The organism is Streptomyces sp. NPDC058326 (assembly GCF_042879855.1).
Lineage (GTDB): Bacteria > Actinomycetota > Actinomycetes > Streptomycetales > Streptomycetaceae > Streptomyces.
The window spans coordinates 177,817-203,986 of the sequence record NZ_JBHVZO010000001.1 but is presented as its reverse complement, the minus strand read 5'-3'; the positions used below and the strand labels follow the sequence as shown (position 1 = coordinate 203,986).

Sequence of the window (26,170 nt, the reverse complement as noted above, 5' to 3'; positions counted from 1 at the left end):
CCTTAGGCTGACCGCATGGCCGACGAGTCCCCCCTGATCCGCAGTCTGCGCGCCGCCGTGGCCGCCGCGCCCGGCGACGTACCCCTGCGTCTTCACTTCGCCGAACTCCTCCTCTCCGAGGGCCGGAACGACGAGGCCGTCGCGGAGGCGGCGGTCGCACTCCAGCACGCGCCGGGGGACGCGGAGGCGCGTGCCCTGATGATGCGGGCGATGGGCGTGCCGCCGGCCGACAAGCCCGTCGGCAAGCCCCTCGACAAGCCGGCCGACAAGCCCGTCGAGCAGTCCGTGGGACAGTCCGCACAGCAGTCCGCGGAGCAGCCCCTGGAACAGCCCGGGGACCCGCGCCCCGTCGGCGACCGGACCTCCTTCGACTGGGACGCCGCCGAGCAGCAGGTCCAGGACCTCGTCGGCCCCCGCTTCCTCGAGGACCCGCAGGCCGCCGACGGCGAGGGGCCCGCCGGGGACGCGGCGGCCTGGGACGTCGACGCCCCCGGCTCCGTACGCCTCGCCGACGTCGGCGGCATGGAGGAGGTCAAGGACCGGCTCGAAGCCGCGTTCCTCGCTCCCATGCGCAACCCCGAGCTGCGCCGGCTGTACGGCAAGTCGCTCCGCGGCGGACTGCTCCTCTACGGGCCGCCCGGCTGCGGCAAGACCTTCATCGCGCGGGCCGTCGCCGGCGAACTCGGCGCGAACTTCCTCACCGTCTCGCTCTCCGACGTCCTCGACATGTGGATCGGCGCCTCCGAGAAGAACATCCACGACATCTTCGAGACCGCCCGCCGCCAGGCCCCCTGCGTCGTCTTCCTCGACGAGCTCGACGCCCTCGGCGCCAAGCGCTCCCGCACCCACCACAGCGGCCTGCGCAACGTCGTCAACCAGCTCCTCACCGAGCTCGACGGCATCGCGAGCGGCGCCGGCAACGAAGGCGTCTTCGTGCTCGCCGCCACCAACGTCCCCTGGGACGTCGACATCGCGCTGCGCCGCCCCGGCCGCCTCGACCGCACCCTGCTCGTGCTCCCGCCGGACGCCACCGCCCGCGAGGCGATCCTCCGCTACCACCTGCGCGAGCGCCCCATCGAGGCCGTCGACCTCGGCAAGCTCGTCAAGGCCACCGAGGACTTCTCCGGCGCCGACCTCGCCCACGTCTGCGAGAGCGCCGCCGAGACCGCGCTCCTCGACTCCGCCCGCAGCGGCTCCGTCCGCCTCATCACCACCAAGGACCTGCTCGGCGCGGCCAAGCAGATCAAGCCGTCCACGGAACCGTGGTTCGCCGCCGCCCGGAACGTCGCCATGTTCGCCAACGAGGGCGGCCTGTACGACGACCTCCTCGCCCACCTCAAGCGGAAGCGCAAGCTGTGACCGCCCCGACCTCCCTCCTGCGCGCCGAGGCCCTGTACGAAACGGGAAGGTACGCGCAGGCCGGCGAGCTCGTCGCCCGGCATCTGGCCACCGAACCGGAGGACGCGGCGGCGCTCGTCCTGCTCGCCCGCTGCCACCACCAGGCCGAGGACCACCCGGCCGCCCTCGCCGCCGTGGACCGCGCGCTCGCCGCCGAACCCGAGATGCTCATGGCCTGGCTGATGCGCGTCCAGATCCTGCTCGGCCTGCGACGGTTCCAGGACGCCGAGACCGCCGCCCGGTACGCCGTCCGGCTCGCCCCGCAGTACTGGGGCACCCACTACGCCCTCGGCACGGCCCTCGCCCAGTCCGGGGAGCACGCGCGCACGCCCGCGCGTGCCGTCGAGGCGTACGAGGCGGCACGGGCCGCCGTCAGCCTCGCCCCCGAGGAGGACGCGGCCCACTTCCTCGTGGGGCTCACCGCCCAGCGCCGGGGCGACCACGCCACCGCGCAGCGGGCGTACGAGACGACGCTGCGGCTCAACCCGCAGAGCAGCGAGGCCCACAACAACCTGTCGCTGCTGCGGCTGCGCCGCCGCTGGTTCCGGCGCGGGGCCTGGACGCAGGCGGCCGAGGGCTTCGTCGCCTCCGCCGCGCTCGACCTCCAGGACCGCAAGGCCCGCTACAACCTGGAGGCCATGGCCTGGAACACCGTCGCGGGAGCCCGCTGGGTGGCCCTGCTCGGCTTCCTCGCCTCCACGTTCGGCTCCGCCCCGGTCCGCAGCGGAGCCACCGGCGCAGAGGCGGTCGTCCCCTTCGTGATCGGCGCGGCCGTGCTCCTCGGCGCCTGGGTCGGCTGGGTGCTGTGGATGGGCCGCCGGGTGCCGCCCCGTCTGCGCCGCCCGCTGTTCCTCGTGGCGCGCTCCTGCCGGCCGGTGATCGCGATGGCCGCGGCCGTGGGGCTGCTCGGCCTCTACTCGGTGGTGACGATGGCCCTGTGGTCGTTCGGCGCGGGCGTGGCCGGCGGGCTCGGGTCCCCGCTGTTCTGGGCCGTGATCATCACGTACTGGGTGAGCCGCTCGGCCCTGAACCGGCGCGCCCCCAAGGACTGAGGGCGCGGGGATGCCGGAGGCGGCGGATAGCATGCGCGTGAAGTGACCGACGAGGCGAGGAGGCCCAGGGCCATGGCCGGAGAGCCGCAGAGCGACTGCCTGTTCTGCAAGATCGCGGAGGGTGAGGTCCCGGCGACGATCGTGCGTGAGACGGAGACGACCGTCGCGTTCCGCGACATCAACCCGCAGGCGCCGACCCACGTCCTCGTGATTCCGCGCCTCCACTACCCGGACGCCGCGTCGCTCGCCGCCGCCGCGCCGACCGTCGCCGCCGACATACTGCGCGAGGCCGGGGAGATCGCCGCCCAGGAGAAGGCCGACGGCACCGGCTACCGCATCGTGTTCAACACCGGTGCGGGCGCAGGCCAGACCGTCTTCCACACCCACGCGCACGTACTCGGCGGCCGCGGCCTCAACTGGCCCCCGGGATAACCGGTGTCCGTACGCGAACTCGTCGTCCTCGGGACCGCCAGCCAGGTCCCGACCCGGCACCGCAACCACAACGGCTATCTGCTGCGCTGGGACGGACAGGGCCTCCTCTTCGACCCCGGTGAGGGCACCCAGCGCCAGATGCTGCGGGCCGGGGTCGCCGCGCACGACATCGACCGGATCTGCGTGACGCACTTCCACGGCGACCACTCGCTCGGCCTGGCCGGGGTGATCCAGCGGATCAACCTCGACCAGGTCCCGCACCCGGTCACCGCGCACTACCCGGCGAGCGGGCAGCGCTTCTTCGAGCGCCTGCGGTACGCGACGGCCTACCGCGAGACCGTGAAACTCACCGAGTCGCCCGTCGCCGCCGACGGGCCGCTCGCCGTCACCGACACGTTCACCCTCGACGCGTACAGGCTCTCGCACCCCGTCGAGTCGTACGGCTACCGGCTCACCGAGCCCGACGGGCGCCGCATCCTGCCCGGGAAGCTGGCCGCGCACGGCATCAAGGGCCCCGACGTGGGCCGGATCCAGCGCGAGGGCGTCCTCGACGGCGTGACCCTCGACGAGGTCAGCGAGATCCGTCGCGGGCAGCGCTTCGCCTTCGTCATGGACACCCGGCTCTGCGAGGGGGTGCACGCCCTCGCGGAGGGCGCCGACATGCTCGTCATCGAGTCGACCTTCCTCGACGAGGACGTCCGCCTCGCCACCGACCACGGCCATCTGACGGCCGGACAGGCCGCGTCCGTCGCCAGGGACGCAGGGGTGCGGCACCTCGTCCTGACCCACTTCTCGCAGCGCTACTCCGATCCGGCCGAGTTCGAGCGCCAGGCGCGGGCGGCCGGGTTCGACGGCGAACTGAGCATCGCCCAGGACCTCATGAGGGTCCCCATACCGAAACGAACGTGAACATGCCCGTACCCAAGGCCGAACTGCACCTCCACATCGAGGGCACCCTCGAACCCGAGCTGGCCTTCGCCCTCGCTGCGCGGGGCGGCGTCACGCTGCCCTTCGCGGACACCGAGGCCCTGCGTGAGGCGTACCGCTTCAGCGACCTCCAGTCCTTCCTCGACCTCTACTACGGCCTGATGGCGGTCCTGCGGACCGCCGAGGACTTCACGGAGCTCACCGACGCCTATCTGGAGCGGGCCGCAGCCCAGGGCGTCCGGCACGCCGAGATCTTCTTCGACCCGCAGGCGCACACCGCCCGCGGCGTCCCCGTCGGTACCGTGATCGAAGGCCTGAGCACCTCCCTCGAACGCTCCGAGGAGCGGTACGGGATCTCCACCCGGCTCATCATGTGCTTCCTGCGCGACGAGTCGGCCGAGTCGGCGCTCGCCACCCTGGACGCCGCGAAGCCGTACCTGGACCGGATCACCGGTGTCGGCCTCGACTCGGCCGAGGTCGGCCACCCGCCGGCGAAGTTCCGCGAGGTGTACGAGGCCGCGGGGGCGCTCGGACTGCGCAAGGTCGCCCACGCGGGCGAGGAGGGCCCGGCCGCGTACATCCGCGAGGCCCTGGACGTCCTCGGCGTGGAGCGCGTCGACCACGGCCTGCGCTGCCTGGAGGACCCGGAGCTCGTCGACCGCCTCGTCAGGGAGCGGGTGCCGCTCACCCTCTGCCCCCTGTCGAACGTACGGCTCCGCGCGATCGACGTGCTCGCCGACCATCCGCTGCGGACGATGATGGCGGAGGGCCTCCTGGTCACCGTCAACTCCGACGACCCCGCGTACTTCGGGGGATACGCCGGGGACAACTTCGACGCCGTACGGGACGCCCTCGGCCTGACGCCGGAGCAGCTCCGCGAGCTCGCCCGCAACTCCTTCGAGGCCTCCTTCCTGGAGGACGACGAACCGCGCAGGGCCCGCTACCTCGCCGAGGTGGACGCGTACGTGTTCGGCGACGCGCAGGGCGCCTGAGGCCTGACGTACGGGTTTCTCGGCGTACGGGGTCCCCAGGGGCGGCCGTGTGGCGATACTTGGGCGACGGCAGTTGTTTCGGGGGGAGCAGCACGGTGTCAGACACGCCCGGTCCCGCTGGGGACCCCACGGCCAGGCAGCAGGATCACGCCACCGCGGGAAGCCCGGCCTCCCCGGCCGCCGCCGCCCACCAACCGCCCCGGTGGGCCTGGTGGGTGGTCGGAGTGCTGGTACCGCTGGCCGGTGTCCTGGCGACGGTCCTGGCCCAGACGCACCGCGCGGGCGGTGTGGTGCAGCCACCCGCCCAGGTCTTACCGTCCGGGGCGCCGTCCACCGTGACCGCCGCCCCGGCCCCGTCGCCGTCCTCCACGGCACCCTCCTCCGCACCGCCGTCCTCGGTGCCGCCCCCGACGACGGACCCGGCCCGGCCGGCGCCGCCCTCCGCGGCCACGCAGCCCCCTCGCCGCCCCTCGCAGTCCCCGCGGACCGCCCCGCCCGCGGCCCCGCCCGACGAGCCCCCGCCGGAGCTCCCGGCCCGGGTCCCGCCCCCGGCCGACACGCCCGTGCGGATCATGAACGGCAACAGCGGCTTCTGCCTCGCCGTCCCCGGCGCGTCGAGGGAGATCGTCGACCTGAACCAGTTCGGCTGCGGCGACCACCCCGACCACCTCTGGCGGCTGACGCCCTCGGGCACGGACCCCGCCGGACGGACCCGGTACCGGATCGTCAACGGCAACAGCGGCTTCTGCGCGGCCGTTCCCGGCGCCAGCAAGGCACCGGCGGTGAACGTCAACCAGTACCCGTGCGGCCCGGAACCGGACCACTTCTGGCGCGTCGAGTACCAGAAGCGGGACGCGGACGGACGCCCGCTCTACCGGATCGTGAACGGCAACAGCGGCCTCTGCCTCGCCGTCCCCGAGGCGAGCACCCGGCAGGCGACGGACGTCAACCAGTTCCCCTGCGGCCCCTACCCCGACCACTTCTGGCGCTTCGGCCCGCCCTGACGGGACCGGCCGCTTCGGCCCGCCCCGACGGACCGGCGCGGCGGACAGACACCACGCCCTGGGCACTGTCCGACCTTCCCGTCGGATCAGGCCGGGCTCGCTACCCCCGGTCGCTCGGCCTCGCCAGCCGGAACGCCGACTTCGCGAGGCTCCGGCGGCCCGCCGGGGACGGGACCGTGATCGCGGCCACCTCCTGCTCCGGAGCGCCCATCTGGGGGACGAGCGCCGGGGTCGCCGCGGCCGTGCCCGCCAGGACCGCCGCCGGCGCGCCGCCCCTGCGGCGCACCGAGCCCGGGACCAGGGGACGGCCGGAGACATGGCGGGCCACCGCCGTCATCGGGACCGCGACGACCAGGAGCAGGGCGCACAGCACGGCGCCCATGCCCGGATACCCGGCACCCTCCGACAACAGGCTCCCCGCCACCGGACCGCAGGCCACACCGAACGAGGACGCCGAGCCGACCAGGACGGCCCAGCGGCCGCGCGGGTCGAGCGAGGCCGCCAGGCCCAGGAGGTACGACAGGACCACCGGGTAGACGGCGTTCCACAGGATCTCGCCGGTCGCGAACGACGCCAGGCCCCCGGCCGCCGAGCTGAGCAGCACACACCCCGCGATGAGGACCGTCCCCACCCCGATCGGCACCGCCCGGCCCAGACGCGAGCCGAGCGCACCCGCCACCGCGACCCCCGCGAGCCCTGCGCCGAGCGCCGCCGCGAAGACCGCGCCGACGGTGACCTCGGAGAGCCCGGCCTGGGTGAGCCCGATACGGCCGCTCACCCCCCACAGCGCGTTCTGCGCGAGGGACCAGCACAGGATGCCGGCGGCGAGGACGGCCCCGGCCCGCCGGTGGGGGAGAGGCCCCGAGACCGCCGGGGCCTCCCGTACCGCGCGCGTGGCGCCCGGCAGGCGGCCCGTGAGCGGCCAGACGAGCGCCGCCGCGCAGGTGATCGCGAGCAGCGGCGGCGCGTGGCCGCCGGCCAGATGCGGAAGGGCCAGATAGAGGGCGCCCGCCGTCGCCGACACGGACAGCAGCCCCAGCGTGGAGGCCCGGTGCGGATCCCGCTGCCCGGCGATCCCCGCGGCGGCCACCGCCGTCGCCGTGCCCGAGCCCACGCCGCCGAGGACGGCACCCGCGACCACCAGGGGCACAGCGCCGCTCGCGGCGGCGGAGCCGTAACCGACGGCCATCGCGAGCAGGCCCGCACGGGCCGCCCGGCGCGGCCCGAAACGCTCACCGCGCGCGGCGAGCGTGAAACCGGCGGACGAGGAACCGAGCAGCAGCACGGAGCCGACGAGGCCCGCCTGCGAGGAGGTGAGACCAAGCCCGGCGGAGAGCCGTCCGACGACGGTCGGCAGCAGATACGGGGCGAGGTAACCGGCCGTGAAGAGGGCGACGAGGGCGACGAGAGCCCCCGGGACGCGCGGGCGCGACGACATGGGCGTTCCAGGAACTGAACAGGGAAATGAGACGGCGCCCGGTGATCCACGGGGTCGCGGCACCATGTGTATCAAGCATCGGAGTGGGCGGAGAAGGCACTGTCCCCCGATTCGGTCTGTGATACGGGTCACGATCGGTTTGGGACGGGTGCGACGGGGGAACGCGCGAAGGTCATGTGGCGCCACCCCCGTCTCCCCACCCCCATCGGGCACACTGTCCAGATCAGCACCACGGTGCCGATCCGCCTCACCACGACCGGGGAGTCCGCCGTGACCACAGCAAGGGGAGAGCAGCCGCCACACGACACCGGGGTCGACCCGCTGGTATGCCTCCGTGAACCCACCGACCCGGCCTGCGACGTCTTCCTGACCGGCACGGTCTTCCTCGACATCATCTTCACCGGGCTCGACAGCGCACCCGTACGGGGCACCGAGTCCTGGGCCCGCGGCATGGGATCGAGCCCCGGCGGCGTCGCCAACATGGCCACCGCCCTCGCCCGCCTCGGCCTGCGCACCTCCCTCGCCGCGGCCTTCGGCGACGACCACTACGGCGAGTACTGCTGGGACGCCCTGGAACAGGGCGAGGGAATCGACCTCTCCCTCTCCCGCACCGTCCCCGGCTGGCACTCCCCGGTCACCGTCTCCATGGCCTACGAGGGAGAACGGACCATGGTCTCCCACGGCCACGAAGCCCCACCCGACGATGCCGCCGGCGCCCTGCCCGCCTACCCGCCGCACGCGCGCGCGGCGGTCGCCTCCCTGGTCCCCGGCCGCACCGAGGAATGGGTCGCCAGGGCCGCCCGCGGCGGCGCCAAGGTCTTCGCGGACGTCGGCTGGGACGACACCGGTCGCTGGGACCTGGCCGGCCTCGCCGACCTGGAACACTGCGAGGCCTTCCTGCCCAACGCCGCCGAGGCGATGCGCTACACCCGCACCGACTGCCCGCGGGCCGCCGCCCGCGCCCTCGCCGACAAGGTCCGCTACGCCGTCGTCACCCTCGGTTCCGAAGGCGCCTACGCCGTCGACGGCGCCACCGGTGCGACCGCCGAGGTGCCCGCCATCCAGGTCTCCGCCCTCGACCCCACCGGCGCCGGTGACGTCTTCGTCGCGGGCTTCGTCACCGGCACCCTCGCCGACTGGCCCCTCGCCGACCGGCTCGCCTTCGCCGGCCTCACCGCCGCCCTCTCCGTCCAGGAGTTCGGCGGCTCCCTCTCCGCCCCCACCTGGGGCGAGATCGCCGCCTGGTGGCAGCAGGTCCAGGGCCATGCCATGCAGGACCCCGAGACCCTGCGCGACCGCTACGCCTTCCTGGAACGCCTCCTGCCCGCCCCCGCCAGGGCCTGGCCGCTGCGCCGCGCGGTGCCTACGATCGGCTTCCGCGCGGCCCACCCGTAAACCGCTACAGGCTTGTCGGACCTGAGTCGTAGGCTTGATAACCCAGAGGCCGTCGAGCGGCGACAGCCCTGCAACGGGAGGTGTGTGCAGGCCACAGTGCCGGCCCATGACTCAGACACCCGCATCCCCCAACGGTGCGCCCGGCGAAGCCCGCGCCCACTTCACCGTCCCCGCCAAGCACCCGATGGTCACCCTGCTCGGCTCCGGTGACGCGCTGCTCCGCGTGATCGAGCGCTCGTTCCCGCGGGCCGACATCCATGTCCGGGGCAACCAGGTCAGCGCGGTCGGCGACGCGGCGGAAGTCGCTCTGATCCAGCGCCTGTTCGACGAGATGATGCTGGTGCTCCGCACCGGTCAGCCGATGACGGAGGACGCAGTGGAACGCTCGATCGCCATGCTCAGGGCGAGCGAGAACGGATCGGCGGAGGGCGGCGAGGAGACCCCCGCCGAGGTCCTCACGCAGAACATCCTGTCCAACCGGGGCCGCACGATCCGCCCCAAGACGCTCAACCAGAAGCGGTACGTCGACGCGATCGACAAGCACACGATCGTCTTCGGCATCGGCCCCGCCGGCACCGGCAAGACCTATCTCGCCATGGCCAAGGCGGTCCAGGCCCTGCAGTCCAAGCAGGTCACCCGGATCATCCTGACCCGCCCGGCCGTCGAGGCCGGCGAGCGCCTCGGCTTCCTGCCCGGCACGCTCTACGAGAAGATCGACCCGTACCTGCGCCCGCTGTACGACGCCCTGCACGACATGCTCGACCCGGACTCGATCCCCAAGCTCATGGCGAGCGGGACGATCGAGGTGGCGCCGCTCGCATACATGAGGGGTAGGGCGCAGCCGCGCTTCACGAACGTCCTGACGCCGGACGGATGGCGCCCGATCGGTGACCTCGAAGTCGGCGACCTGGTCATCGGCTCCAATGGTGAGCCGACCCCCGTCCTGGGTGTCTTCCCTCAGGGCGAGAAGGACATCTACCGGGTCTCAGCCCAGGACGGCTCCTGGACCCTGTGCTGCGGCGAGCACCTGTGGACGGTCCGTACGGCCTCGGACAAGCGCCGAGACAAGCCGTGGCGGGTCCTTGAGACCCAGGAGATGATCGGCAACCTGCGCGCCGCGCACGCTCGCCGGTACGAGCTGCCGCTGCTCACCGCGCCGGTGGCACTGCCCGAGCGTGAAGTCCCGATGGACCCGTACGCGCTGGGTCTGCTGCTCGGGGACGGCTGCCTGACCGGCTCCACCACGCCCTCGTTCTCCAGCGAGGACCACGAGCTCGCCGAGGCACTGGAAGCGGCGCTGCCCGGGGTCGTTGTCCGGGCGAAGAGCGGTCCGGATTACGTTCTGAACCGTGTCAAGTCTCCCGGTGACGTCGTCACACTGGAGAACCCCGTGACGGGGATGCTCCGCGCGCTCGACCTCGTCGGCACCCGGTCCCATTCGAAGTTCGTCCCGGACGACTACCTGTACAACGCGGCCGAGGTCAGGCTCGCGGTCCTTCAGGGGCTCCTGGACTCCGACGGCGGCCCCGTCACGCAGGCCGACCGCACGTGCCGGATCCAGTACACGACCGCCTCCATCGTGCTCCGCGACGACGTGATCGCGCTGGTCCAGTCGCTCGGTGGTGTCGCCTACACCCGGCGCCGTACGGCCGAGGGGCGTCCGCAGGGGAACGCGCTGGGCAAGCACCGCTACGACGCCCACATCGTCGACATCCGGCTCCCCGAGGGCATCGAGCCCTTCCGGCTCGCCCGCAAGCGGGACACGTACCACGCGGCCGGTGGCGGCGGGCGGCCGATGCGGTTCATCGACTCCATCGAGCCCGCCGGGCGCGAGGAGACGGTCTGCATCCAGGTCGCGGCCGAGGACTCGCTGTACGTCACGCAGGACTACCTGCTGACGCACAACACCCTCAATGACGCGTTCATCATCCTGGACGAGGCGCAGAACACGAACCCCGAGCAGATGAAGATGTTCCTCACCCGCCTCGGCTTCGACTCGAAGATCGTCATCACCGGTGACGTCACCCAGGTCGACCTGCCGAACGGGACGAAGAGCGGTCTGCGGCAGGTCCGCGACATCCTGGACGGGGTCCAGGACGTCCACTTCTCGACGCTCACGTCGCAGGATGTCGTCCGGCACAAGCTCGTCGGCCGTATCGTCGACGCGTACGAGCAGTACGACAGCCGTAACGGCCGCAACGGGAAGTAGTCACAGAAACACCATGTCGATCGACGTCAACAACGAGTCCGGTACCGAGGTCGACGAGCAGGCGATCCTCGACATCGCCCGCTACGCCCTGGCGCGCATGCGCATCCACCCCCTCTCCGAGCTCTCGGTGATCGTCGTGGACGCGGAGGCGATGGAGCAGCTCCACATCCAGTGGATGGACCTGCCGGGGCCGACGGACGTCATGTCCTTCCCGATGGACGAGCTGCGTCCGCCGGCGAAGGACGACGACGAGCCCCCGCAGGGGCTCCTCGGCGACATCGTGCTCTGCCCCGAGGTCGCCACCCAGCAGGGCAAGGACGCGCCGACGGAGCACTCCATGGACGAGGAGCTCCAGCTCCTCACCGTCCACGGTGTGCTCCACCTCCTCGGGTACGACCACGAGGAGCCCGACGAGAAGGCCGAGATGTTCGGTCTCCAGGCGGCGATCGTCGACGGCTGGCGCGAGGAGAGGGGCCTGACCGGCCCGTCCCCGGCGCCGACCGTCTCCTGACCCGATGGACATGTCGCTGATCCTCGGCGCGGTGGCCCTGGTCGTCGTGGCCTGGCTCGCCGCCTGCGCCGAGGCCGGGCTCGCCCGTGTCTCCAGCTTCCGCGCCGCCGAGGCCGTACGGTCCGGGCGGCGGGGAGCGGCGAAGCTCGCCCAGGTCGCCGCCGATCCGACGCGCTATCTCAACGTGGCGCTGCTCGTGCGCGTCGCGTGCGAGATGGCGGCCGGCGTCCTCGTCACGTACGCCTGCCTGGAGGCGTTCCCCGAGACCTGGGAGGCGCTGCTCATCGCCATCGCCGTCATGGTCCTCGTCTCGTACGTGGCCGTCGGTGTCTCGCCCCGTACGATCGGCCGCCAGCATCCGCTGAACACCGCGACGGCCGCCGCGTACGTGCTGCTGCCGCTGGCCCGGATCATGGGGCCGATCCCGCAGCTGCTCATTCTCATCGGCAACGCGCTGACCCCCGGAAAGGGCTTCCGCAAGGGCCCGTTCGCCTCCGAGGCGGAGCTGCGGGCCATGGTGGACCTCGCCGAGCAGGAGTCGCTGATCGAGGACGACGAGCGCCGCATGGTGCACTCCGTCTTCGAGCTGGGTGACACGCTGGTGCGGGAGGTGATGGTGCCCCGTACCGATCTGGTCTGCATCGAGCGGTACAAGACGATCCGTCAGGCCCTCACGCTCGCGCTGCGCTCCGGTTTCTCCCGGATCCCGGTCACCGGTGAGAACGAGGACGACATCGTCGGCATCGTGTATCTGAAGGACCTGGTCCGCAAGACGCACATCAACCGGGACTCCGAGGCCGACCTGGTGGCGACCGCGATGCGGTCCGCCGCCTTCGTGCCCGACACGAAGAACGCGGGCGACCTGCTGCGTGAGATGCAGCAGGAGCGCAACCACGTCGCCGTCGTCATCGACGAGTACGGCGGCACGGCCGGGATCGTCACCATCGAGGACATCCTGGAGGAGATCGTCGGTGAGATCACCGACGAGTACGACCGTGAGCTGCCGCCGGTCCAGGACCTCGGCGAGGACCGTCACCGGGTCACGGCCCGTCTCGACATCGGGGATCTGGGCGAGCTGTACGGTCTGGGGCCCGACGAGTACGACGACGAGGACGTGGAGACCGTCGGCGGTCTGCTCGCGAAGGCCCTGGGCAGGGTCCCGATCGCGGGCGCCAAGGCGGTCGTGGAGCTGCCGGACGGGCGTTCGCTGCGGCTGACGGCCGAGTCCCCGGCCGGCCGGCGGAACAAGATCGTCACCGTCCTCGTGGAACCGCTGGAACCGGAGGAGAAGCCGGAATGACCCCCGACGAGCTGCGCGCCCTCTGCCTGGACTTCAACGACGCGACGGAGGAGTTCCCGTTCGGTCCCGAGGCCTCCGTCTTCAAGGTCGCCGGGAAGATGTTCGCGCTGTCGTGGCTGGACGGCCGGCCGCTGCGGGTCAACCTCAAGTGCGATCCGGACGAGGCGGTACGGCTCCGTGAGGAGCATCCGGCGGTGGCCCCCGGCTATCACATGAACAAGCGCCACTGGAACACGGTGACCGTCGGAGAGCTCCCGGACCGGATGGTCCGGGAGCTCGTCGAGGACTCGTACGACCTGGTGGTCGCGGGTCTGCCGAAGGCCGTACGGCTCCGCCTCGACAGGCCCTGACCCCCGCCCGTCGCGGCGGGGGCCGGGACCGCCGGCGCGGGGCTCAGGACCGGCGCCGCAGGCCGAGGCCGACCAGGGCCGCCGTGCCGAGCACGATCGCCGTGTCCAGGGCGAGCACCGTGCGGACGCCCCCGAACAGATCGCCGCCCGTGGTGGCGAGCACGCCGAGCAGCGGGATGCCGACGGTGAGGCCCACCTGCTGGGTGGTGGTCACCAGGCCGGTCGCCAGGCCCTGCTCCTCGTCCGGGACGCCGGAGGTGACGGTCAGCCCGTACGAGATGATCGCGCCGAGGTGGCACATGGAGGCCAGCGAGACGAGGACGGTCGCCAGGATCACGCCCGACTCCTCGCTCACTCCGAGCAGTCCGGCCGTCAGCAGGCCCTGTCCGGCGAGCGAGCCGACGAGGGTGCGGCGGGCACCGATCCGGCCGATCAGCTTCGGTGCGAAGAGCCCGGCCACGACCGAGGCCGCGCCCTGCACGCCGAAGACGAGGCCGGTCAGGAAGGCCGAGAGGCCCAGGGTCTCCTGGAGGTACAGGGTCAGGACGAAGACGACCGTCGACATCATCGAGAAGGTGATGAGTCCGCCCAGGTTGCCGAAGGCGACCGTGCCCCGCCGCAGCATCGGCAGCGAGACCAGCGGGGCCGCGTGCCGGGACTCGACGCGTACGAACGCCGCGAGCAGCAGGACCCCCGCCACCAGGGTGACCTGCACGTCCGTCCCGCCGAAGCCGCGCTCGGCCGCCGTCGACAGGGCGTAGATCAGGGCGAGCAGACCACCGGTGACGGTCACCGCGCCGGGCACGTCGAGCCGGGGCCGCTCGGGTGTGCGGGACTCGGGGAGGAGGCCGGGGGCGAGCGGCAGCACGATCACGCTGAAGAGGGCGAGCAGGCCCATGGTGGAGCGCCAGCCGAGGGTGTCGGTCATGACGCCGCCGAGGATCATGCCGACGGTGAAGCCGAGCGAGAGCAGGGTGCCGGAGATGCCGAGTGCCCGGTCGCGCAGCGGTCCCTCGGGGAACGTGGTGGTCAGGAGGGACATGCCGGTGGGCACGATGGCGGCGGCGCCGAGGCCCTGGAGGGCGCGTGCGGTGAGGAAGGCGGCCGGGTTCCAGGCGAAGGTGGCGAGCAGCGAGGCCGCGCCGAAGAGGGCGAGCCCGGCGAGGAACAGCTTCTTGCGTCCGTAGAGGTCGCCGACGCGTCCGAAGAGGAGCAGGAACCCGCCGGAGGGCAGCGCGAAGGCGGTGACGGCCCACTGGAGGGCGGAGTGGCCGAGGCCGAGGTCGGCGCCGAGGACGGGCAGGGCCACGTTCAGCACGGAGAAGTCGAGCGCGACCATGAACTGGGCGGCGCAGAGCACGAAGAGGATGAGCCGGGTGCGGCCGGTGAGAGTGGTCGGGGGAGCGGCCGGGGAGGCGGCCGGGGCGGGCGGTGGGGTCAGGGTTGCCATGACCCCACCCTCGGCGCGCGGGAACAACACTGGGGAGCGGGAACTTATCCTGTTGGTCGTACCACCAGGCATCCAGGGGGAGGAAGCACACGTGGCCACCGCTCTCGAGAGCACCACGGCGAAGCAGCACCGACTGGCCGAACTGCGCGAGTTCCTGATGAGCCGCCGGGCGCGGGTGAGCCCGGCCGACGCGGGCTTGCCGGACGGTGGCGCGCGGCGCCGCACGCCGGGGCTCCGGCGGGAGGAGGTCGCGGTCCTGGCGGGGGTCGGGGTCTCCTGGTACCAGTGGCTGGAGCAGGGCCGGGACATCACGGTCTCGCCGCAGGTGCTCGACTCGGTGGCGCGGGTGCTGCGGCTGAGCCCGGCGGAACGGCGTCATCTGTACGTCCTCGCGGCGCTGAACCCGCCGGCCCTGGAGGCGGCTCCGGAGGACCGGGACATGTGCCAGGGGCTGCGGCGGCTCATCGACGCGTGGATGCCGTTCCCGGCGCACATCATGGACGTGTACTGGAACACGGTCCTCTACAACGACGCGGCGGCGATCGTGCTCGGGATGCGGCCGGAGATCTCGCAGAACTGCCTGGTGAACTTCTTCACCGATCCGCTCTACCGCTCGCGCGTGGGGCACTGGGAGGAGCTCGCGCCGAAGGTGGTCGCGCAGTTCCGGTCGGCCTGCTCGGAGTGCCCGGACGACGAGGGTTTCCGGGCGGTGGTCGAGGAGGCCAAGGAGCTCAGCCCGGAGTTCGCGGAGCTGTGGGAACGGCGGGACATCCTGCCGGGCGGCCAGAACCGCAAGGAGCTGGAGCATCCGCTGGTCGGCACGCTGGTCGTGGAGGCGACACAGCTCCGGGTCCCGGCCCGTCCGGACCTGGTGATCGTGATGCACACGCCGCTGCCGGAGGCCGACACGGCGGAGAAGCTGGAGTGGCTGGTCTCCCCCGAGGGGCGGCGCGGGGCGATGTACCCGGTCGCGGGATGAGACCCGGACCGGTCGCGGGCTGAGACGCGGTCCGGGGGTGTCCGGGCCCCGACCTATGCTCGGGGGCATGACACTCAGCAGCGAGCACGGCGACCTCGGCGCCGAGGACCTCAAGATCATCACCCTGGCGCGGAGCGCCCGCGCCCGCAACGGTGTGCCCGAGGGGGCCGCCGTGCGGGACGAGACCGGTCGTACCTATGTCGCGGGAACCGTGGAGCTCGAGTCGCTCAAGCTGAGCGCCCTGCGGACCGCGGTCGCGATGGCGGTGGCCAGCGGGGCGCAGTCCCTGGAGGCGGCGGCCGTCGTGTCGAGCGCGGAGGCCGCCACGGACGAGGACCGGGCGGCGGTCCGGGACCTCGGCGGTCCGGGGACCCCGGTGCTGCTCGCCGGCCCCGACGGGCAGCTGCGCGCGGCGGTCACCGCCGGCTGACGAGCGGCACCCGGCTCGCGGCACACAGAGGGAGGGGCCCGGCGCGTGGCGCGCCGGGCCCTCGCGCGTTCGTGATTGCGCGTTTGTGAGGGATCACCGTGGCTTCTCTTGCCTTCCCCGGCGGTCTGCGCATCAATGGCAGCGACCGGTCCGACGGACCGTCAGATCTCTCGTCATCCACGCAGCGCCCGCACCCCTGCGTTCTTCGATGGAAGGGGTACGACCTCCCATGAGAACCAGAAGCAGCTCAGGAGCGGCCGCGGTGCTCGCCGCGGCGCTCGCCGCCGCCGGACTCGCCTTCGCGCCGACGGCCGCCGCCGTCTCGCCGGGGACCGCCACGGCGACGTACGACTGCGGCAGTTGGGGCGGTGGCACCGCCACCCTCACGGCCACACAGAGCGGCACCGCCGCGACCATCAAGGTCACCTCCGCCGTGACGACGCCGATCGCGGTCGGCGCGGACCAGATCAACGCCACGCTGACGATGGCCAAGGCGGGTGGCGGCACCCGGGTCTTCACCGGCAAGAAGAACCCGGCGCTCGGTGCCGGGCAGTCCGTTGTCATCGGCCCCCTGAGCGGGACCGCGGCCTCGGGTGACAGCCTCAACTCGTACTTCGCGGGTGTCGCCCTCAAGATGGTGATCTTCGGGGTCACGGTGAACTGTGACGCGGTGACCTCGCAGTCGCCGGGTCCGTTCGTCTTCAGCTGAGTCCCGAGCCACCCCGGACCGGTGTCGCCACAGGCGGCACCGGTCTCTGCCGTGACCTGGGGAAATGCCCGCCATGTACCGATCTTGACAGTATCTGATGGGTCATCAGTCGATGTCTTTCGCGTGCATTGACTTATCGAAGCGCGCGGCCGTCAATGGCGCCCACTCATCCCTCAGGAGGGGGCACACCCATGGCACTCACCCGATCCCGGGCGGCGGCCCGAAGACGGCGCTGGACCGCCGTCCTCGGCGCCACCGCCCTCGCGGTCGGCGGCGGCGCGCTCGCCGCCCCGGCCGGCGCGACCAGCAGCTCCGCGGAGGTGCGGTTTCCCACGCGCTGCGTCCCGCCGCCGATCGCCGGCATCCCGCCCATCGAGGGCACCACGACCGCCGCGATCACGGTCGACAAGAGCAGCCCCAAGGTCGGCGACACCGTGACCGTCACCTACACGATCACCAAGCCCGCCGCGTCCAACCCCGTCGACCTCGCGCTCCCGGCCGACATCATGACGCCCAGCGGCAAGGTCGTCCTCGGCGGCGCCCAGACCGGCGCCGTCAGCGTCACCGGCCCCAAGAAGAACCCGCCGGTCCCCGGCAAGGGCTCCTTCCCGGCCTTCTCCATGACCGGCACCTTCACGGTCGCCCAGGCCGGATCGATCACCCTCTCGCCCGGCGACTACAACATCCACACCGGCTACCTCATGGAGCTCGACACCCCCTGTACGGTGCTCAGCCCGCCCGCCCCCGTCTCCGAGACGGTCGTCGCGAGCCCCGTCACCAGCCCCAACACCCGGGCGCTCCAGCTCGACAGCGCCTCGGGGGACCCCGGCGTCCGGGTCACCGTCAACGGCTCGAAGTTCACCCCGCTCACCGAGGTCACCGTCGCCGGCCGCGCCGGAGCCGCGGAGACCGCCGACCGGATGACGGTCACGACCGACAGCGAGGGCGGATTCGCCGCGCGGCTGAAGGTCAACGACGTGGCGACCACCGGGATCGTGGCGTACGAGGGCGCGGCCTGGGATCCCGGCAAGGGTGCGGGACCCGCCGCGTACAAGGTCGTCGTCCCGGCCCCGCCGGACAGCCAGACGATCACCGCGGCCGTCACGGCGGGCGAGCTGTCCATGACCCAGGCCGGGGACGCCGTCCAGCTGACCTCCGTCGACTTCGGCCAGGGCGGCGCCGCCACCGGCGACCTCAACACGGTGACAGTGAAGGACTTCCGCGGCGGCCCCGCCGGCTGGTCCCTCACCGGCAAGGTCACCGACTTCACCGGACCCGGCGGCTCCATCGGCGCCGGGAACCTCAGCTGGACCCCGGCCTGCACCGCCAAGGCCGGCAGCCCCAGCGCCTGCGCGGCCGGCTCGTCCGGCCCCGTCGGCAGCGGCGGCGCGACCCTCGCCTCCACCCCCAACGGCACCCTCACGGGCGGCGAGTTCACCGTCGGCGCCGGGCTCTCCCTCGACGTCCCGGCGTTCACCGCGCCCGGCTCGTACGCGGGCGTGCTGACACTGACCCTGTCCTGACCACCGTGCGGGCCGGGCGCGCACCCGGCCGGCCCGCTCCGCACCCCCGGGGGTTTTCGACTCGTGCGCAGGCTGTACGTACTCCTCCTGAGCGTCCTGCTCCTCCTCCTGGTCCCCGCCCCGCACGCGCAGGCCGCCGAGAACGGCGAGTGGGCCGTCTACCCGGCCGCCGCCCGGCTGGGCAGCCGCCCCTACTTCTTCCTCACCGCCGACCCCGGCAGCACCCACACCGACCGGGTCACCGTCGCCAACAAGACGGCCGCCCCGCTGACCTTCCGGCTCTACGGCGCCGACGCCTACAACACCGACCGGGACGGCGGCTTCGCCGTCCGCACCCAGCGGGAGAGGCAGACCGGCGCCGGTGCCTGGATCACGCCCGAGCGGACCCGGATCACCGTCCCGCCGCGCTCCGCCGTCACCGTCCCGTACACCCTGACCGTCCCCGCCGACGCCGACCCCGGCGACCACCCCGGGGCCCTTGTCGCCCTCGACGAGCGGGTCGGCGCCGGTACGCGGGGCTCCGTCGCCGTCGGCGTCCAGCGCGCGGTCGCCGCCCGTCTCTATCTGCGGGTCAGCGGACCGGCCGTCCCCGCCCTCGCCGTCGAGGACGTCACCCTCGACCAGGACCGGCCGCTGGTCCCCGGCACCCGGACGAGCAGCGCCGTCGTCTCGTACACCCTGCACAACCGGGGCAACGTCACCCTCAGCCCCAAGGTCGCGCTCCGCGCGGAAGGACTCTTCGGCCGCACCCTTCTCGCCCGCGATCTGGCGAAGGTGCCGGCCGAGCTGCTGCCCCGCCAGAAGATCCGGCTCACCGAGCGGTGGACCGGCTCCCCGCAGTTCGACTGGGGCGACGTCACCCTCACCGCGACCGCGAAGGGCGTGCGGGAGACCGGCGCCGTGTCCTTCCTCGCCCTGCCCTGGCTCGCCGCCGCGACCCTGCTCGTCGGGGGTGCGGCGGGCCTCTCCGGCCTGCGGATACGGCGGCGCAGGGCGGCCCGGACGGCCGCGGATACGTACGGAGGTACGTGAGGCGGGCGCGCATCGGGGACAATGGCCCCCATGAGCGCTCGCAACCAAGAAACCGAAGCCGTCCACCGGGCCGGCTTCGCCTGCTTCGTCGGCCGCCCCAACGCGGGCAAGTCCACCCTCACGAACGCTCTGGTCGGCCAGAAGGTGGCCATCACCTCGAACCGGCCGCAGACCACCCGGCACACCGTCCGGGGCATCGTGCACCGCCCGGAGGCGCAGCTGATCCTGGTCGACACCCCCGGCCTCCACAAGCCGCGCACCCTCCTCGGCGAGCGGCTCAACGACGTCGTGCGCACCACCTGGGCCGAGGTCGACGTGATCGGCTTCTGCCTGCCCGCCGACCAGAAGCTCGGCCCCGGTGACAAGTTCATCGTCAAGGAGCTCGCCGCGATCAAGAAGACCCCCAAGGTCGCGATCATCACCAAGACCGACCTGGTCGACTCCAAGACGCTCGCCGAGCAGCTCATCGCCGTCGACCAGCTCGGCAAGGAGCTGGGCTTCGAGTGGCAGCAGATCGTCCCGGTCTCGGCCGTCGGCGACAAGCAGGTCCAGCTCGTCGCCGACCTGCTGATCCCGCTGCTTCCGGAGTCCCCGCCGCTCTACCCGGAGGGCGACCTCACGGACGAGCCGGAGATGGTCATGGTCGCGGAGCTGATCCGCGAGGCCGCGCTCGAAGGCGTACGGGACGAGCTGCCGCACTCGATCGCGGTGGTCGTCGAGGAGATGATCCCGCGCGAGAACCGTCCGGCGGACCGGCCGCTGCTCGACATCCACGCCAATGTCTACATCGAGCGCCCCAGCCAGAAGGGCATCATCATCGGCCCCAAGGGCAGCCGCCTGAAGGAGGTCGGCATGAAGTCCCGCAAGCACATCGAGGCACTGCTCGGCACGCCGGTCTTCCTCGACCTGCACGTGAAGGTCGCGAAGGACTGGCAGCGCGACCCGAAGCAGCTGCGGAAGCTCGGCTTCTAGGGCCTGTCCGACCATTCCCGTCGGGTCCGGCGCCCCTTGTCGGACACGCCCCGGAGCCCGTCCGCGCAGTCCGGCCACGCGAGGCGCGGAGCGCCGTGTTGTCCCCCCGTGCCATCGGCACGAGCATCCTGTCCCACACGTCTGGACACGGCCGGCCCGACCGGCCGACCGGTCGAACATGGGGGCGACACATGGACGTTGTTTTCGACAGTGACGCGTTACCCGAAGCGGCGCGGGCCGCTGCCTGGCAGGAGCTCACGGCCGAGGCCCTCTGCACCACCCAGGTCCGGTTCCCCGACGAGGGCAGGCTGCGGGTCCGGCTCGCGTCGACGGCCCTGGGGGAGGGCGTACAGCTCTCGGCGCTGGCCTACGACTCGCTGGCCTGCCGCCGGACGCCCGAGCTGATCAGACGGTCGGACCCCGAGCTGTACCAGCTGGCCCTGATCACCGGCGGCCGGCAGTACCTGGAGCAGTGCGGCCGGAGCGCTTCCCTCAGCCGGGGCGAGATGGTCCTGTGCGACACCTCTCGGCCCTACGAGGCCTCCGTCGCCGCTGACGGGTCAGGGGCCGGCTCGCTCCTCGTGAACCTCCCGAAGCGGCTGCTGCCGCTCCGGGACGCCCAGCTCTCCCGGATCCTCGCGGTGCCGCTGCCCGCACGCCACGGCGTGGGCAGGATCCTCGCCCATCTCCTCACCGGCTTCGGCGAGGAGGCGGCGCACTGCACGCCCCAGGACACGCACAGGCTCCGGAGCACGGTCCTCGACCTGACGAGCGCGGTCCTCGCCCACCACCTCGACCGGGAACGGGCGCTGCCGGCCCCCGGCCACCAGCGCGTGATGTTCCTGCGGATCGAGTCGTTCATCCGCGCGCACCTGGGCTGCGAGGAGCTGACGCCCGCCGCCGTCGCCTCCGCCCACCAGATGTCGCTGCGGGCCCTGCACCGGCTCTTCGGGCACCACAACACGACGGTGGCCGAGTTCATCAGACGCCAGCGCCTGGAGCACTGCAGGCGGGACCTGGCCGCCCGCCACCTCAGCCACCTCACCGTGCACGCGATCGGCGCGCGCTGGGGTTTTCCCCGGCCGGCCGTCTTCAGCCGGGTCTTCCGCACCGCGTACGGGGTGCCGCCGGGGGAGTACCGGCACAGGGTCCTCACCGGCGCGGGCACGCAGGGATAACGGCCGGGCGCGGAGTGTGAATGCCCCGGCGGCCCGGGGTGGTTAGCGTCCTGCCCGGCGGTGGAACCACCGCTGTTCGCAACGGGAGGAAAGACCGCATGCTGAAGAAGCTCATCGCGAGTGTGGCCGTCATGGCGTCGGCGGGGATCGGCCTCGGCGCCGCCGCCTCACCGGCCGCCGCCAGCCCGTGTCCGTCCGGGATGCTCTGCGCGTACCTGTACACGAACTACGTGGGCGACCCGGGCACGGTCGAGTTCAACAACACCAACCTGCTCCAGTACAACAAGTTCAACAACGCGGTGTCGGTGTCGAACTCGGGCAGGGACTGCAGCGTCCGCATCTACAGCGGCACGGGTTACACCGGGTCCTCGGTGGTCATCCCCCGCGGCTACGGCATCGGCAACCTCGCCGGCACGGCCTACTACAAGAACGTCGCCTCGAACCGCTGGTGCTGATGCCGTGAACCTGCGACCAGCAGCCCTGTTCGTCCTGTGCCTGCTGGCAGTGGGCGGGTGCTCCTCGGCACCCGCCCACCGGGACGCGAGCAGCCTCCCCGTCCCCCTGGACGGGGCCACCGTCGTCCCCGAGCGGCAGGCGGGGACGCTGTACGAGGCCGAGGAACGTGCGGTCGGCGCGTGCATGCACAGGCGTGGATTCGCCTACGAACCGGTGCGGGCCGGCCGGTACGTCCCCGTCAACCCCTACGGCCTGCTCACGGAGGACGCCGCCAGGACCGACGGGTACGGCCTGGCGTCCGTCGCGCTCGCCGGCCGCCCCGACGACCCCAACGCGACCGCGGTCGCCCGGCTCGACGAGACCCGGCGGACGGCCTGGCAGAAGGCACTGACCGGCTCGGGCGAGCGGCAGATCACCCTGACGGCGAAGGGGGCGCCCTCGCTGCGCGTCAACACCGACGGCTGTGTCTACCTGGCCCGCCGCGAGGTGTACGGCGGCGGGTGGGAGCAGGCGGAGGTCGACGCCACCGGAGTGAGCACGGAGGTCGTCTCCCGGGTCGCCGCCGCCCCCGAGTTCCTGGCGGCGCAGCGGACGTGGGCCGCGTGCATGGCGGAGCAGGGGGAGACCGTCACCACGCTCCAGGAGGCCCGGGGCCTCGTCCAGGACGCGCTGTCCAAGGCCGGCGACGACCGCGAGGCCCTGCTGCGGACGGGCCGGCGCGAACAGGAACTCGCCGTGCGGGACGCGCTCTGCCAGGACCGCGGTGACCTCGCCGGGGTCACGCGTACGGCCCAGGAACGCGTCCAGGCCCGGCTGCCGAAGACTTCCTGGGCCAAGGCCACCCAGGTCAGGGAGCTGCGCGAGCAGGCCCTTCGCCGTACGGGCGCTTGATCCGGGAAACGGGCCCCGGGGCTCAGACAGCCCCCAGGGCTCAGGCGCCTTCCTTGAGGACCCTCGTGATGAGGGTCCTCTGGGCCCCGGTCAGGTGCGGGTCGCCGCAGTGGACCGTCTCACCGTCGACGGTGATCTCGTACGAGAAGCCGTCCGGCACGCCCCGGCCCTCGTCGCCGCCCCCGTCGAGGACCGCCACGGCCAGGGCGTGCCACTCGTCGGCGTCCGGCCGGCCGGAGGTGTCCACCTCCGCCGACCGCTCGATGCCAGCGAAACCGCCCGTGCGCCGCACTCGAATCCGCATGGGCCCTGTCTACCAGCCGGTCAGTCGGTGGGCACCCCCACCGCCGCCCAGGCCTTCAGGACCGCCTGGATCTCCTCCCCGTCGCCGAACCGGGCCCGCGCCGCCGCCACCGTCGCCGCCGCGAACTCGGAGAAGCGGGCCTCCGGGGTGAGGGTCCCGCCGGTCATCACGTCGTACCAGATCCGTCCGGCCCGCTCCCAGGCGTTCCCGCCGAGCTCGGTCGCGGCCAGGTAGAAGGCGTGGTTGGGGATGCCGGAGTTGATGTGCACCCCGCCGTTGTCGCGGCCGGTGCGGACGTAGTCGTCCATGTGGGCGGGCTGCGGGTCCTTGCCGAGGACGTCGTCGTCGTACGCGGTCCCCGGGGCCTTCATGGAGCGCAGCGCCGTCCCCTCCACGTTCGGGTGGAAGAGGCCCTCGCCGATGAGCCAGTCGGCCTGCTCGGCGCTCTCCCCGCGCGCGTACTGCTTGACCAGCGAGCCGAAGACGTCGGAGACGGACTCGTTGAGGGCGCCCGACTGGCTGAAGTACTCCAGGTTCGCCGAGTACTGGGTGAAGCCGTGGGCCAGCTCGTGGCCGATGACGTCCACGGGCAGGGTGAAGTCGAGGAAGATCTCGTCGTCGCCGTCGCCGAACACCATCTGCTCGCCGTTCCAGAAGGCGTTGCCGTAGTTCTCGTCGTAGTGGACGGAGGCGTGCAGCGGCAGCCCGGCGCCGTCGATGGAGTCGTGCCCGAAGGCGTTCAGGAACAGGTCGAAGGTGGCGCCGAGACCCGCGTACGCCCGGTTGACGGTGGCGTCCCCGGTCGCCTCCTCGCCCTCGGCGCGGACCCGCTCGCCCGGCAGGTCGGTCCCCTGCCGGCAGTCGTAGACGGTGCGGTGCGGCCGGCCGGCCTCGGCGGGGGCGAGCGTGGGCGTGGCGCCGGGCAGCGGCAGCACGCGGAACGTACGGGCGGAGGCGTCCGCGATCAGGGTGCGGCGGGCGGCGGCGGCGACGGCCGGGTTCGAGGAGTGCGCCAGGTGCTCCAGGAGGTGCGGGGGGACGATCGAGCAGAAGACAGGAGTCTGGGGAGTCATCCTCGCAATGTGGCACTGCGTGAGGGCACTGTCACGGGATGGGACGAGGATTGGCGAAATGGAGTGATGTGTCACTGTTCGGGCTTGACGGCGCGGCCGTCCCGCATACTGAAACGGGACGTCCGCCTCCATCGTCCCTGGGCTAAGCTGCGGCACATCATGCGTTTCGGGCTGCTTCTCCTTAGCTGCCGCGGCGAGGGCCTGTAGTCGTAGGCCGACCCCCTCCCCGCGGGACCTGGTGTTGCGTTCGACAGTCGGCCGTCCCTCCCGTGCTGGACCCGAGGAGCCCTACGCATGTCCCAGTCGCCGTTCATCGAGCGCCCCACGCCCGTCACCAACGCCACGCAGCTGCAGAAGCCGTCCGGGATGCCGATCCACAAGTACGGCCGCTACGAGGCCGTGGCCATCCCCGACCGCACCTGGCCGGAGCAGCGCATCACCAAGGCCCCCCGCTGGCTGTCCACCGACCTGCGTGACGGCAACCAGGCCCTGATCGACCCGATGTCCCCGGCCCGCAAGCGCGAGATGTTCGACCTGCTGGTGCGCATGGGCTACAAGGAGATCGAGGTCGGCTTCCCGTCCTCCGGCGAGACCGACTTCGCGTTCGTGCGCTCCATCATCGAAGAGGGCGCGATCCCGGACGACGTCACCATCTCCGTACTGACCCAGGCCCGCGAGGACCTGATCGAGCGGACCGTGGAGTCCCTGGTCGGCGCGAAGCGCGCCACCGTCCACCTGTACAACGCGACCGCGCCCACCTTCCGCCGGGTCGTCTTCCGCGGCTCGAAGGAGCAGATCAAGCAGATCGCCGTGGACGGCACCCGGCTGGTGATGGAGTACGCGGAGAAGCTGCTCGACGAGCGCACGGTCTTCGGCTACCAGTACAGCCCCGAGATCTTCACCGACACCGAGCTGGACTTCGCCCTGGAGGTCTGCGAGGCGGTCTGTGACGTCTGGCAGCCCGGCCCGGGCCGCGAGATCATCCTCAACCTGCCCGCCACCGTGGAGCGTTCGACGCCGTCCACGCACGCGGACCGGTTCGAGTGGATGTCCCGGAACCTGACCCGCCGCGAGCACGTCTGCCTGTCGGTCCACCCGCACAACGACCGCGGCACGGCCGTGGCCGCCGCCGAGCTGGCGATCATGGCCGGCGCCGACCGCATCGAGGGCTGTCTGTTCGGCCAGGGCGAGCGCACCGGCAACGTCGACCTGGTGACCCTGGGCATGAACCTGTTCAGCCAGGGTGTCGACCCGCAGATCGACTTCTCGCAGATCGACGAGATCCGCCGGACCAGCGAGTACTGCAACCAGATGGAGGTCCACCCGCGCCACCCCTACGCGGGCGACCTGGTCTACACCGCCTTCTCCGGCTCCCACCAGGACGCCATCAAGAAGGGCTTCGACGCGATGGAGGCCGACGCGGCCGCCAAGGGCGTCACCGTCGACGACATCGAGTGGGCCGTGCCGTACCTGCCGATCGACCCGAAGGACGTCGGCCGCTCCTACGAGGCCGTCATCCGGGTCAACTCGCAGTCCGGCAAGGGCGGCATCGCGTACGTCCTGAAGAACGACCACAAGCTGGACCTGCCCCGCCGGATGCAGATCGAGTTCTCGAAGATCATCCAGCAGAAGACGGACGCCGAGGGCGGCGAGGTCACGCCCGCCGCGATCTGGGCCGCCTTCCAGGACGAGTACCTGCCCAACCCCGGGAACGCCTGGGGACGGATCCAGCTGCGCTCCGGCCAGACCACCTCCGACACCGACGGCACCGACACCCTGACCGTCGAGGCGGTCGTCGACGGTGTCGAGACCGTCCTGACCGGCTCCGGCAACGGCCCGATCTCCGCCTTCTTCGCCGCCCTGCAGGCGATCGGCGTGGACGCCCGCCTGCTGGACTACCAGGAGCACACGATGAGCGAGGGCGCCTCCGCGCAGGCCGCCTCGTACATCGAGTGCGCCATCGACGGCAAGGTCCTGTGGGGCATCGGCATCGACGCCAACACGACCCGCGCCTCTCTGAAGGCGGTCATCTCGGCGGTCAACCGCTCCGCGCGCTGACCCGCCTGCCACCGGACCGCCCCGCCCCGCCTCTCCCCGGGGGGCGGGGCGGTCCGCGTCCGCCACCCCGGAGGGTGATCTCGCGACGACCGGTTCGGCCATCGGAT

At 72.3% G+C, this 26,170-nt stretch carries 26 protein-coding genes; 21 read left to right on the top strand and 5 right to left on the bottom strand.

Translation table 11 applies throughout. The features are described from left to right. The first annotated feature begins 15 nt into the window (after positions 1–15). From ACFVYX_RS00910 to ACFVYX_RS00890, 5 genes are all read left to right on the top strand, one after another. Positions 16–1,359: an ATP-binding protein gene (locus ACFVYX_RS00910; RefSeq protein WP_389679133.1), complete on the top strand. Its 1,344-nt coding sequence runs from the start codon at positions 16–18 to the stop codon at positions 1,357–1,359. After that, a complete protein-coding gene (locus ACFVYX_RS00905) occupies positions 1,356–2,450 on the top strand; it encodes a tetratricopeptide repeat protein (protein ID WP_389679132.1) in 1,095 nt (364 codons plus the stop codon). The genes ACFVYX_RS00910 and ACFVYX_RS00905 overlap by 4 nt, the downstream gene beginning before the upstream one ends. Before the next feature lie 72 nt (positions 2,451–2,522). Further along, positions 2,523–2,882, top strand: coding sequence for a histidine triad nucleotide-binding protein (locus ACFVYX_RS00900; protein ID WP_389679131.1), 360 nt, complete (start codon positions 2,523–2,525; stop codon positions 2,880–2,882). Positions 2,883–2,885: 3 nt separating this feature from the next. Continuing rightward, positions 2,886–3,791 (top strand): ribonuclease Z, encoded by a 906-nt coding sequence (locus ACFVYX_RS00895; protein WP_389679130.1) that lies wholly within the window; start codon positions 2,886–2,888, stop codon positions 3,789–3,791. A 2-nt stretch (positions 3,792–3,793) separates the two neighbouring features. Then, on the top strand, positions 3,794–4,801 hold the full coding sequence (locus tag ACFVYX_RS00890; RefSeq protein ID WP_389679485.1) for an adenosine deaminase: 1,008 nt from the start codon (positions 3,794–3,796) through the stop codon (positions 4,799–4,801). A gap of 145 nt (positions 4,802–4,946) precedes the next feature. Here ACFVYX_RS00890 and ACFVYX_RS00885 read toward each other — a convergent pair whose 3' ends face one another. Then, on the bottom strand, positions 4,947–5,252 hold the full coding sequence (locus ACFVYX_RS00885) for a hypothetical protein (protein ID WP_389679129.1): 306 nt from the start codon (positions 5,250–5,252) through the stop codon (positions 4,947–4,949). 121 nt (positions 5,253–5,373) lie between these two features. Here ACFVYX_RS00885 and ACFVYX_RS00880 point away from each other — a divergent pair, with 121 nt between their 5' ends. Beyond that, on the top strand, positions 5,374–5,805 hold the full coding sequence (locus ACFVYX_RS00880) for an RICIN domain-containing protein (RefSeq protein WP_389679128.1): 432 nt from the start codon (positions 5,374–5,376) through the stop codon (positions 5,803–5,805). Positions 5,806–5,905: 100 nt separating this feature from the next. Here the strand turns inward: ACFVYX_RS00880 and ACFVYX_RS00875 are convergent, their stop codons facing one another. Then, positions 5,906–7,243 carry an MFS transporter gene (locus ACFVYX_RS00875; protein ID WP_389679127.1) on the bottom strand — a complete coding sequence of 446 codons (1,338 nt, stop codon included), beginning with the start codon at positions 7,241–7,243 and terminating at the stop codon, positions 5,906–5,908. Between the two features lie 270 nt (positions 7,244–7,513). Here ACFVYX_RS00875 and ACFVYX_RS00870 point away from each other — a divergent pair, with 270 nt between their 5' ends. From ACFVYX_RS00870 to ACFVYX_RS00850, 5 genes are all read left to right on the top strand, one after another. Then, a complete protein-coding gene (locus tag ACFVYX_RS00870; RefSeq protein WP_389679126.1) occupies positions 7,514–8,638 on the top strand; it encodes a carbohydrate kinase family protein in 1,125 nt (374 codons plus the stop codon). 106 nt (positions 8,639–8,744) lie between these two features. Further along, entirely contained in the window at positions 8,745–10,847 is a 2,103-nt protein-coding gene (locus tag ACFVYX_RS00865) for a PhoH family protein (protein WP_389679125.1), read from the top strand. A gap of 13 nt (positions 10,848–10,860) precedes the next feature. After that, complete coding sequence (ybeY, locus tag ACFVYX_RS00860; RefSeq protein ID WP_388896603.1) at positions 10,861–11,358, top strand: rRNA maturation RNase YbeY; 498 nt, start codon at positions 10,861–10,863, stop codon at positions 11,356–11,358. 4 nt (positions 11,359–11,362) lie between these two features. Continuing rightward, positions 11,363–12,658 carry a hemolysin family protein gene (locus ACFVYX_RS00855; protein ID WP_389679124.1) on the top strand — a complete coding sequence of 432 codons (1,296 nt, stop codon included), beginning with the start codon at positions 11,363–11,365 and terminating at the stop codon, positions 12,656–12,658. Continuing rightward, on the top strand, positions 12,655–13,008 hold the full coding sequence (locus tag ACFVYX_RS00850) for an MmcQ/YjbR family DNA-binding protein (protein WP_389679123.1): 354 nt from the start codon (positions 12,655–12,657) through the stop codon (positions 13,006–13,008). The genes ACFVYX_RS00855 and ACFVYX_RS00850 overlap by 4 nt, the downstream gene beginning before the upstream one ends. A 43-nt stretch (positions 13,009–13,051) precedes the next feature. Here ACFVYX_RS00850 and ACFVYX_RS00845 read toward each other — a convergent pair whose 3' ends face one another. Continuing rightward, the gene (locus ACFVYX_RS00845) at positions 13,052–14,458 is read right to left on the bottom strand and encodes an MFS transporter (protein ID WP_389679122.1); all 1,407 of its coding nucleotides are present in this window, start codon (positions 14,456–14,458) and stop codon (positions 13,052–13,054) included. A 157-nt stretch (positions 14,459–14,615) separates the two neighbouring features. Here ACFVYX_RS00845 and ACFVYX_RS00840 point away from each other — a divergent pair, with 157 nt between their 5' ends. The 9 genes from ACFVYX_RS00840 (at position 14,616) to ACFVYX_RS00800 (ending at position 22,628) form a co-directional block, all read left to right on the top strand. Beyond that, positions 14,616–15,437 carry a helix-turn-helix transcriptional regulator gene (locus ACFVYX_RS00840; protein ID WP_389679484.1) on the top strand — a complete coding sequence of 274 codons (822 nt, stop codon included), beginning with the start codon at positions 14,616–14,618 and terminating at the stop codon, positions 15,435–15,437. A gap of 67 nt (positions 15,438–15,504) precedes the next feature. Further along, positions 15,505–15,867, top strand: a complete 363-nt coding sequence (locus tag ACFVYX_RS00835) for a cytidine deaminase (protein WP_389679121.1) — start codon at positions 15,505–15,507, stop codon at positions 15,865–15,867. 229 nt (positions 15,868–16,096) lie between these two features. Beyond that, on the top strand, positions 16,097–16,576 hold the full coding sequence (locus tag ACFVYX_RS00830) for a hypothetical protein (RefSeq protein ID WP_389679120.1): 480 nt from the start codon (positions 16,097–16,099) through the stop codon (positions 16,574–16,576). A gap of 191 nt (positions 16,577–16,767) precedes the next feature. Continuing rightward, complete coding sequence (locus ACFVYX_RS00825; RefSeq protein WP_389679119.1) at positions 16,768–18,099, top strand: beta-xylosidase; 1,332 nt, start codon at positions 16,768–16,770, stop codon at positions 18,097–18,099. A gap of 63 nt (positions 18,100–18,162) precedes the next feature. Continuing rightward, the gene (locus tag ACFVYX_RS00820) at positions 18,163–19,131 is read left to right on the top strand and encodes a WxL protein peptidoglycan domain-containing protein (RefSeq protein ID WP_389679118.1); all 969 of its coding nucleotides are present in this window, start codon (positions 18,163–18,165) and stop codon (positions 19,129–19,131) included. 21 nt (positions 19,132–19,152) lie between these two features. Further along, positions 19,153–20,103 carry a GTPase Era gene (gene era / locus ACFVYX_RS00815; RefSeq protein ID WP_389679117.1) on the top strand — a complete coding sequence of 317 codons (951 nt, stop codon included), beginning with the start codon at positions 19,153–19,155 and terminating at the stop codon, positions 20,101–20,103. Positions 20,104–20,294: 191 nt separating this feature from the next. Next, positions 20,295–21,281 carry a helix-turn-helix domain-containing protein gene (locus ACFVYX_RS00810; RefSeq protein WP_389679116.1) on the top strand — a complete coding sequence of 329 codons (987 nt, stop codon included), beginning with the start codon at positions 20,295–20,297 and terminating at the stop codon, positions 21,279–21,281. Positions 21,282–21,379: 98 nt separating this feature from the next. Continuing rightward, positions 21,380–21,736 (top strand): peptidase inhibitor family I36 protein, encoded by a 357-nt coding sequence (locus ACFVYX_RS00805; RefSeq protein ID WP_389679115.1) that lies wholly within the window; start codon positions 21,380–21,382, stop codon positions 21,734–21,736. Positions 21,737–21,740: 4 nt separating this feature from the next. Continuing rightward, positions 21,741–22,628, top strand: coding sequence for a hypothetical protein (locus ACFVYX_RS00800; protein WP_389679114.1), 888 nt, complete (start codon positions 21,741–21,743; stop codon positions 22,626–22,628). A 40-nt stretch (positions 22,629–22,668) separates the two neighbouring features. On the opposite strand, the gene ACFVYX_RS00795 is transcribed toward ACFVYX_RS00800, so the two are convergent. Then, the gene (locus tag ACFVYX_RS00795) at positions 22,669–22,932 is read right to left on the bottom strand and encodes a protealysin inhibitor emfourin (RefSeq protein WP_389679113.1); all 264 of its coding nucleotides are present in this window, start codon (positions 22,930–22,932) and stop codon (positions 22,669–22,671) included. 20 nt (positions 22,933–22,952) lie between these two features. Further along, on the bottom strand, positions 22,953–24,005 hold the full coding sequence (locus ACFVYX_RS00790) for a M4 family metallopeptidase (RefSeq protein ID WP_389679112.1): 1,053 nt from the start codon (positions 24,003–24,005) through the stop codon (positions 22,953–22,955). A gap of 294 nt (positions 24,006–24,299) precedes the next feature. Between ACFVYX_RS00790 and leuA the strand changes: the two genes are divergently transcribed. Further along, complete coding sequence (leuA, locus tag ACFVYX_RS00785; protein ID WP_389679110.1) at positions 24,300–26,063, top strand: 2-isopropylmalate synthase; 1,764 nt, start codon at positions 24,300–24,302, stop codon at positions 26,061–26,063. The last annotated feature ends 107 nt before the right edge of the window (positions 26,064–26,170 follow it).

Excerpts from the sequence above, each read along its gene's own strand:
- ACFVYX_RS00910 (WP_389679133.1), top strand. The coding sequence starts at position 16 with ATGGCCGACGAGTCCCCCCTGATCCGCAGTCTGCGCGCCGCCGTGGCC.
- ACFVYX_RS00900 (WP_389679131.1), top strand. The coding sequence starts at position 2,523 with ATGGCCGGAGAGCCGCAGAGCGACTGCCTGTTCTGCAAGATCGCGGAG.
- ACFVYX_RS00890 (WP_389679485.1), top strand. The coding sequence starts at position 3,794 with ATGCCCGTACCCAAGGCCGAACTGCACCTCCACATCGAGGGCACCCTC.
- ACFVYX_RS00880 (WP_389679128.1), top strand. The coding sequence starts at position 5,374 with ATGAACGGCAACAGCGGCTTCTGCCTCGCCGTCCCCGGCGCGTCGAGG.
- ACFVYX_RS00875 (WP_389679127.1), bottom strand. The coding sequence starts at position 7,243 with ATGTCGTCGCGCCCGCGCGTCCCGGGGGCTCTCGTCGCCCTCGTCGCC.
- ACFVYX_RS00865 (WP_389679125.1), top strand. The coding sequence starts at position 8,745 with ATGACTCAGACACCCGCATCCCCCAACGGTGCGCCCGGCGAAGCCCGC.
- ybeY (WP_388896603.1), top strand. The coding sequence starts at position 10,861 with ATGTCGATCGACGTCAACAACGAGTCCGGTACCGAGGTCGACGAGCAG.
- ACFVYX_RS00855 (WP_389679124.1), top strand. The coding sequence starts at position 11,363 with ATGGACATGTCGCTGATCCTCGGCGCGGTGGCCCTGGTCGTCGTGGCC.
- ACFVYX_RS00850 (WP_389679123.1), top strand. The coding sequence starts at position 12,655 with ATGACCCCCGACGAGCTGCGCGCCCTCTGCCTGGACTTCAACGACGCG.
- ACFVYX_RS00845 (WP_389679122.1), bottom strand. The coding sequence starts at position 14,458 with ATGGCAACCCTGACCCCACCGCCCGCCCCGGCCGCCTCCCCGGCCGCT.
- ACFVYX_RS00840 (WP_389679484.1), top strand. The coding sequence starts at position 14,616 with ATGAGCCGCCGGGCGCGGGTGAGCCCGGCCGACGCGGGCTTGCCGGAC.
- ACFVYX_RS00835 (WP_389679121.1), top strand. The coding sequence starts at position 15,505 with ATGACACTCAGCAGCGAGCACGGCGACCTCGGCGCCGAGGACCTCAAG.
- ACFVYX_RS00830 (WP_389679120.1), top strand. The coding sequence starts at position 16,097 with ATGAGAACCAGAAGCAGCTCAGGAGCGGCCGCGGTGCTCGCCGCGGCG.
- ACFVYX_RS00825 (WP_389679119.1), top strand. The coding sequence starts at position 16,768 with ATGGCACTCACCCGATCCCGGGCGGCGGCCCGAAGACGGCGCTGGACC.
- era (WP_389679117.1), top strand. The coding sequence starts at position 19,153 with ATGGCCCCCATGAGCGCTCGCAACCAAGAAACCGAAGCCGTCCACCGG.
- ACFVYX_RS00810 (WP_389679116.1), top strand. The coding sequence starts at position 20,295 with ATGGACGTTGTTTTCGACAGTGACGCGTTACCCGAAGCGGCGCGGGCC.
- ACFVYX_RS00805 (WP_389679115.1), top strand. The coding sequence starts at position 21,380 with ATGCTGAAGAAGCTCATCGCGAGTGTGGCCGTCATGGCGTCGGCGGGG.
- ACFVYX_RS00795 (WP_389679113.1), bottom strand. The coding sequence starts at position 22,932 with ATGCGGATTCGAGTGCGGCGCACGGGCGGTTTCGCTGGCATCGAGCGG.
- ACFVYX_RS00790 (WP_389679112.1), bottom strand. The coding sequence starts at position 24,005 with ATGACTCCCCAGACTCCTGTCTTCTGCTCGATCGTCCCCCCGCACCTC.
- leuA (WP_389679110.1), top strand. The coding sequence starts at position 24,300 with ATGTCCCAGTCGCCGTTCATCGAGCGCCCCACGCCCGTCACCAACGCC.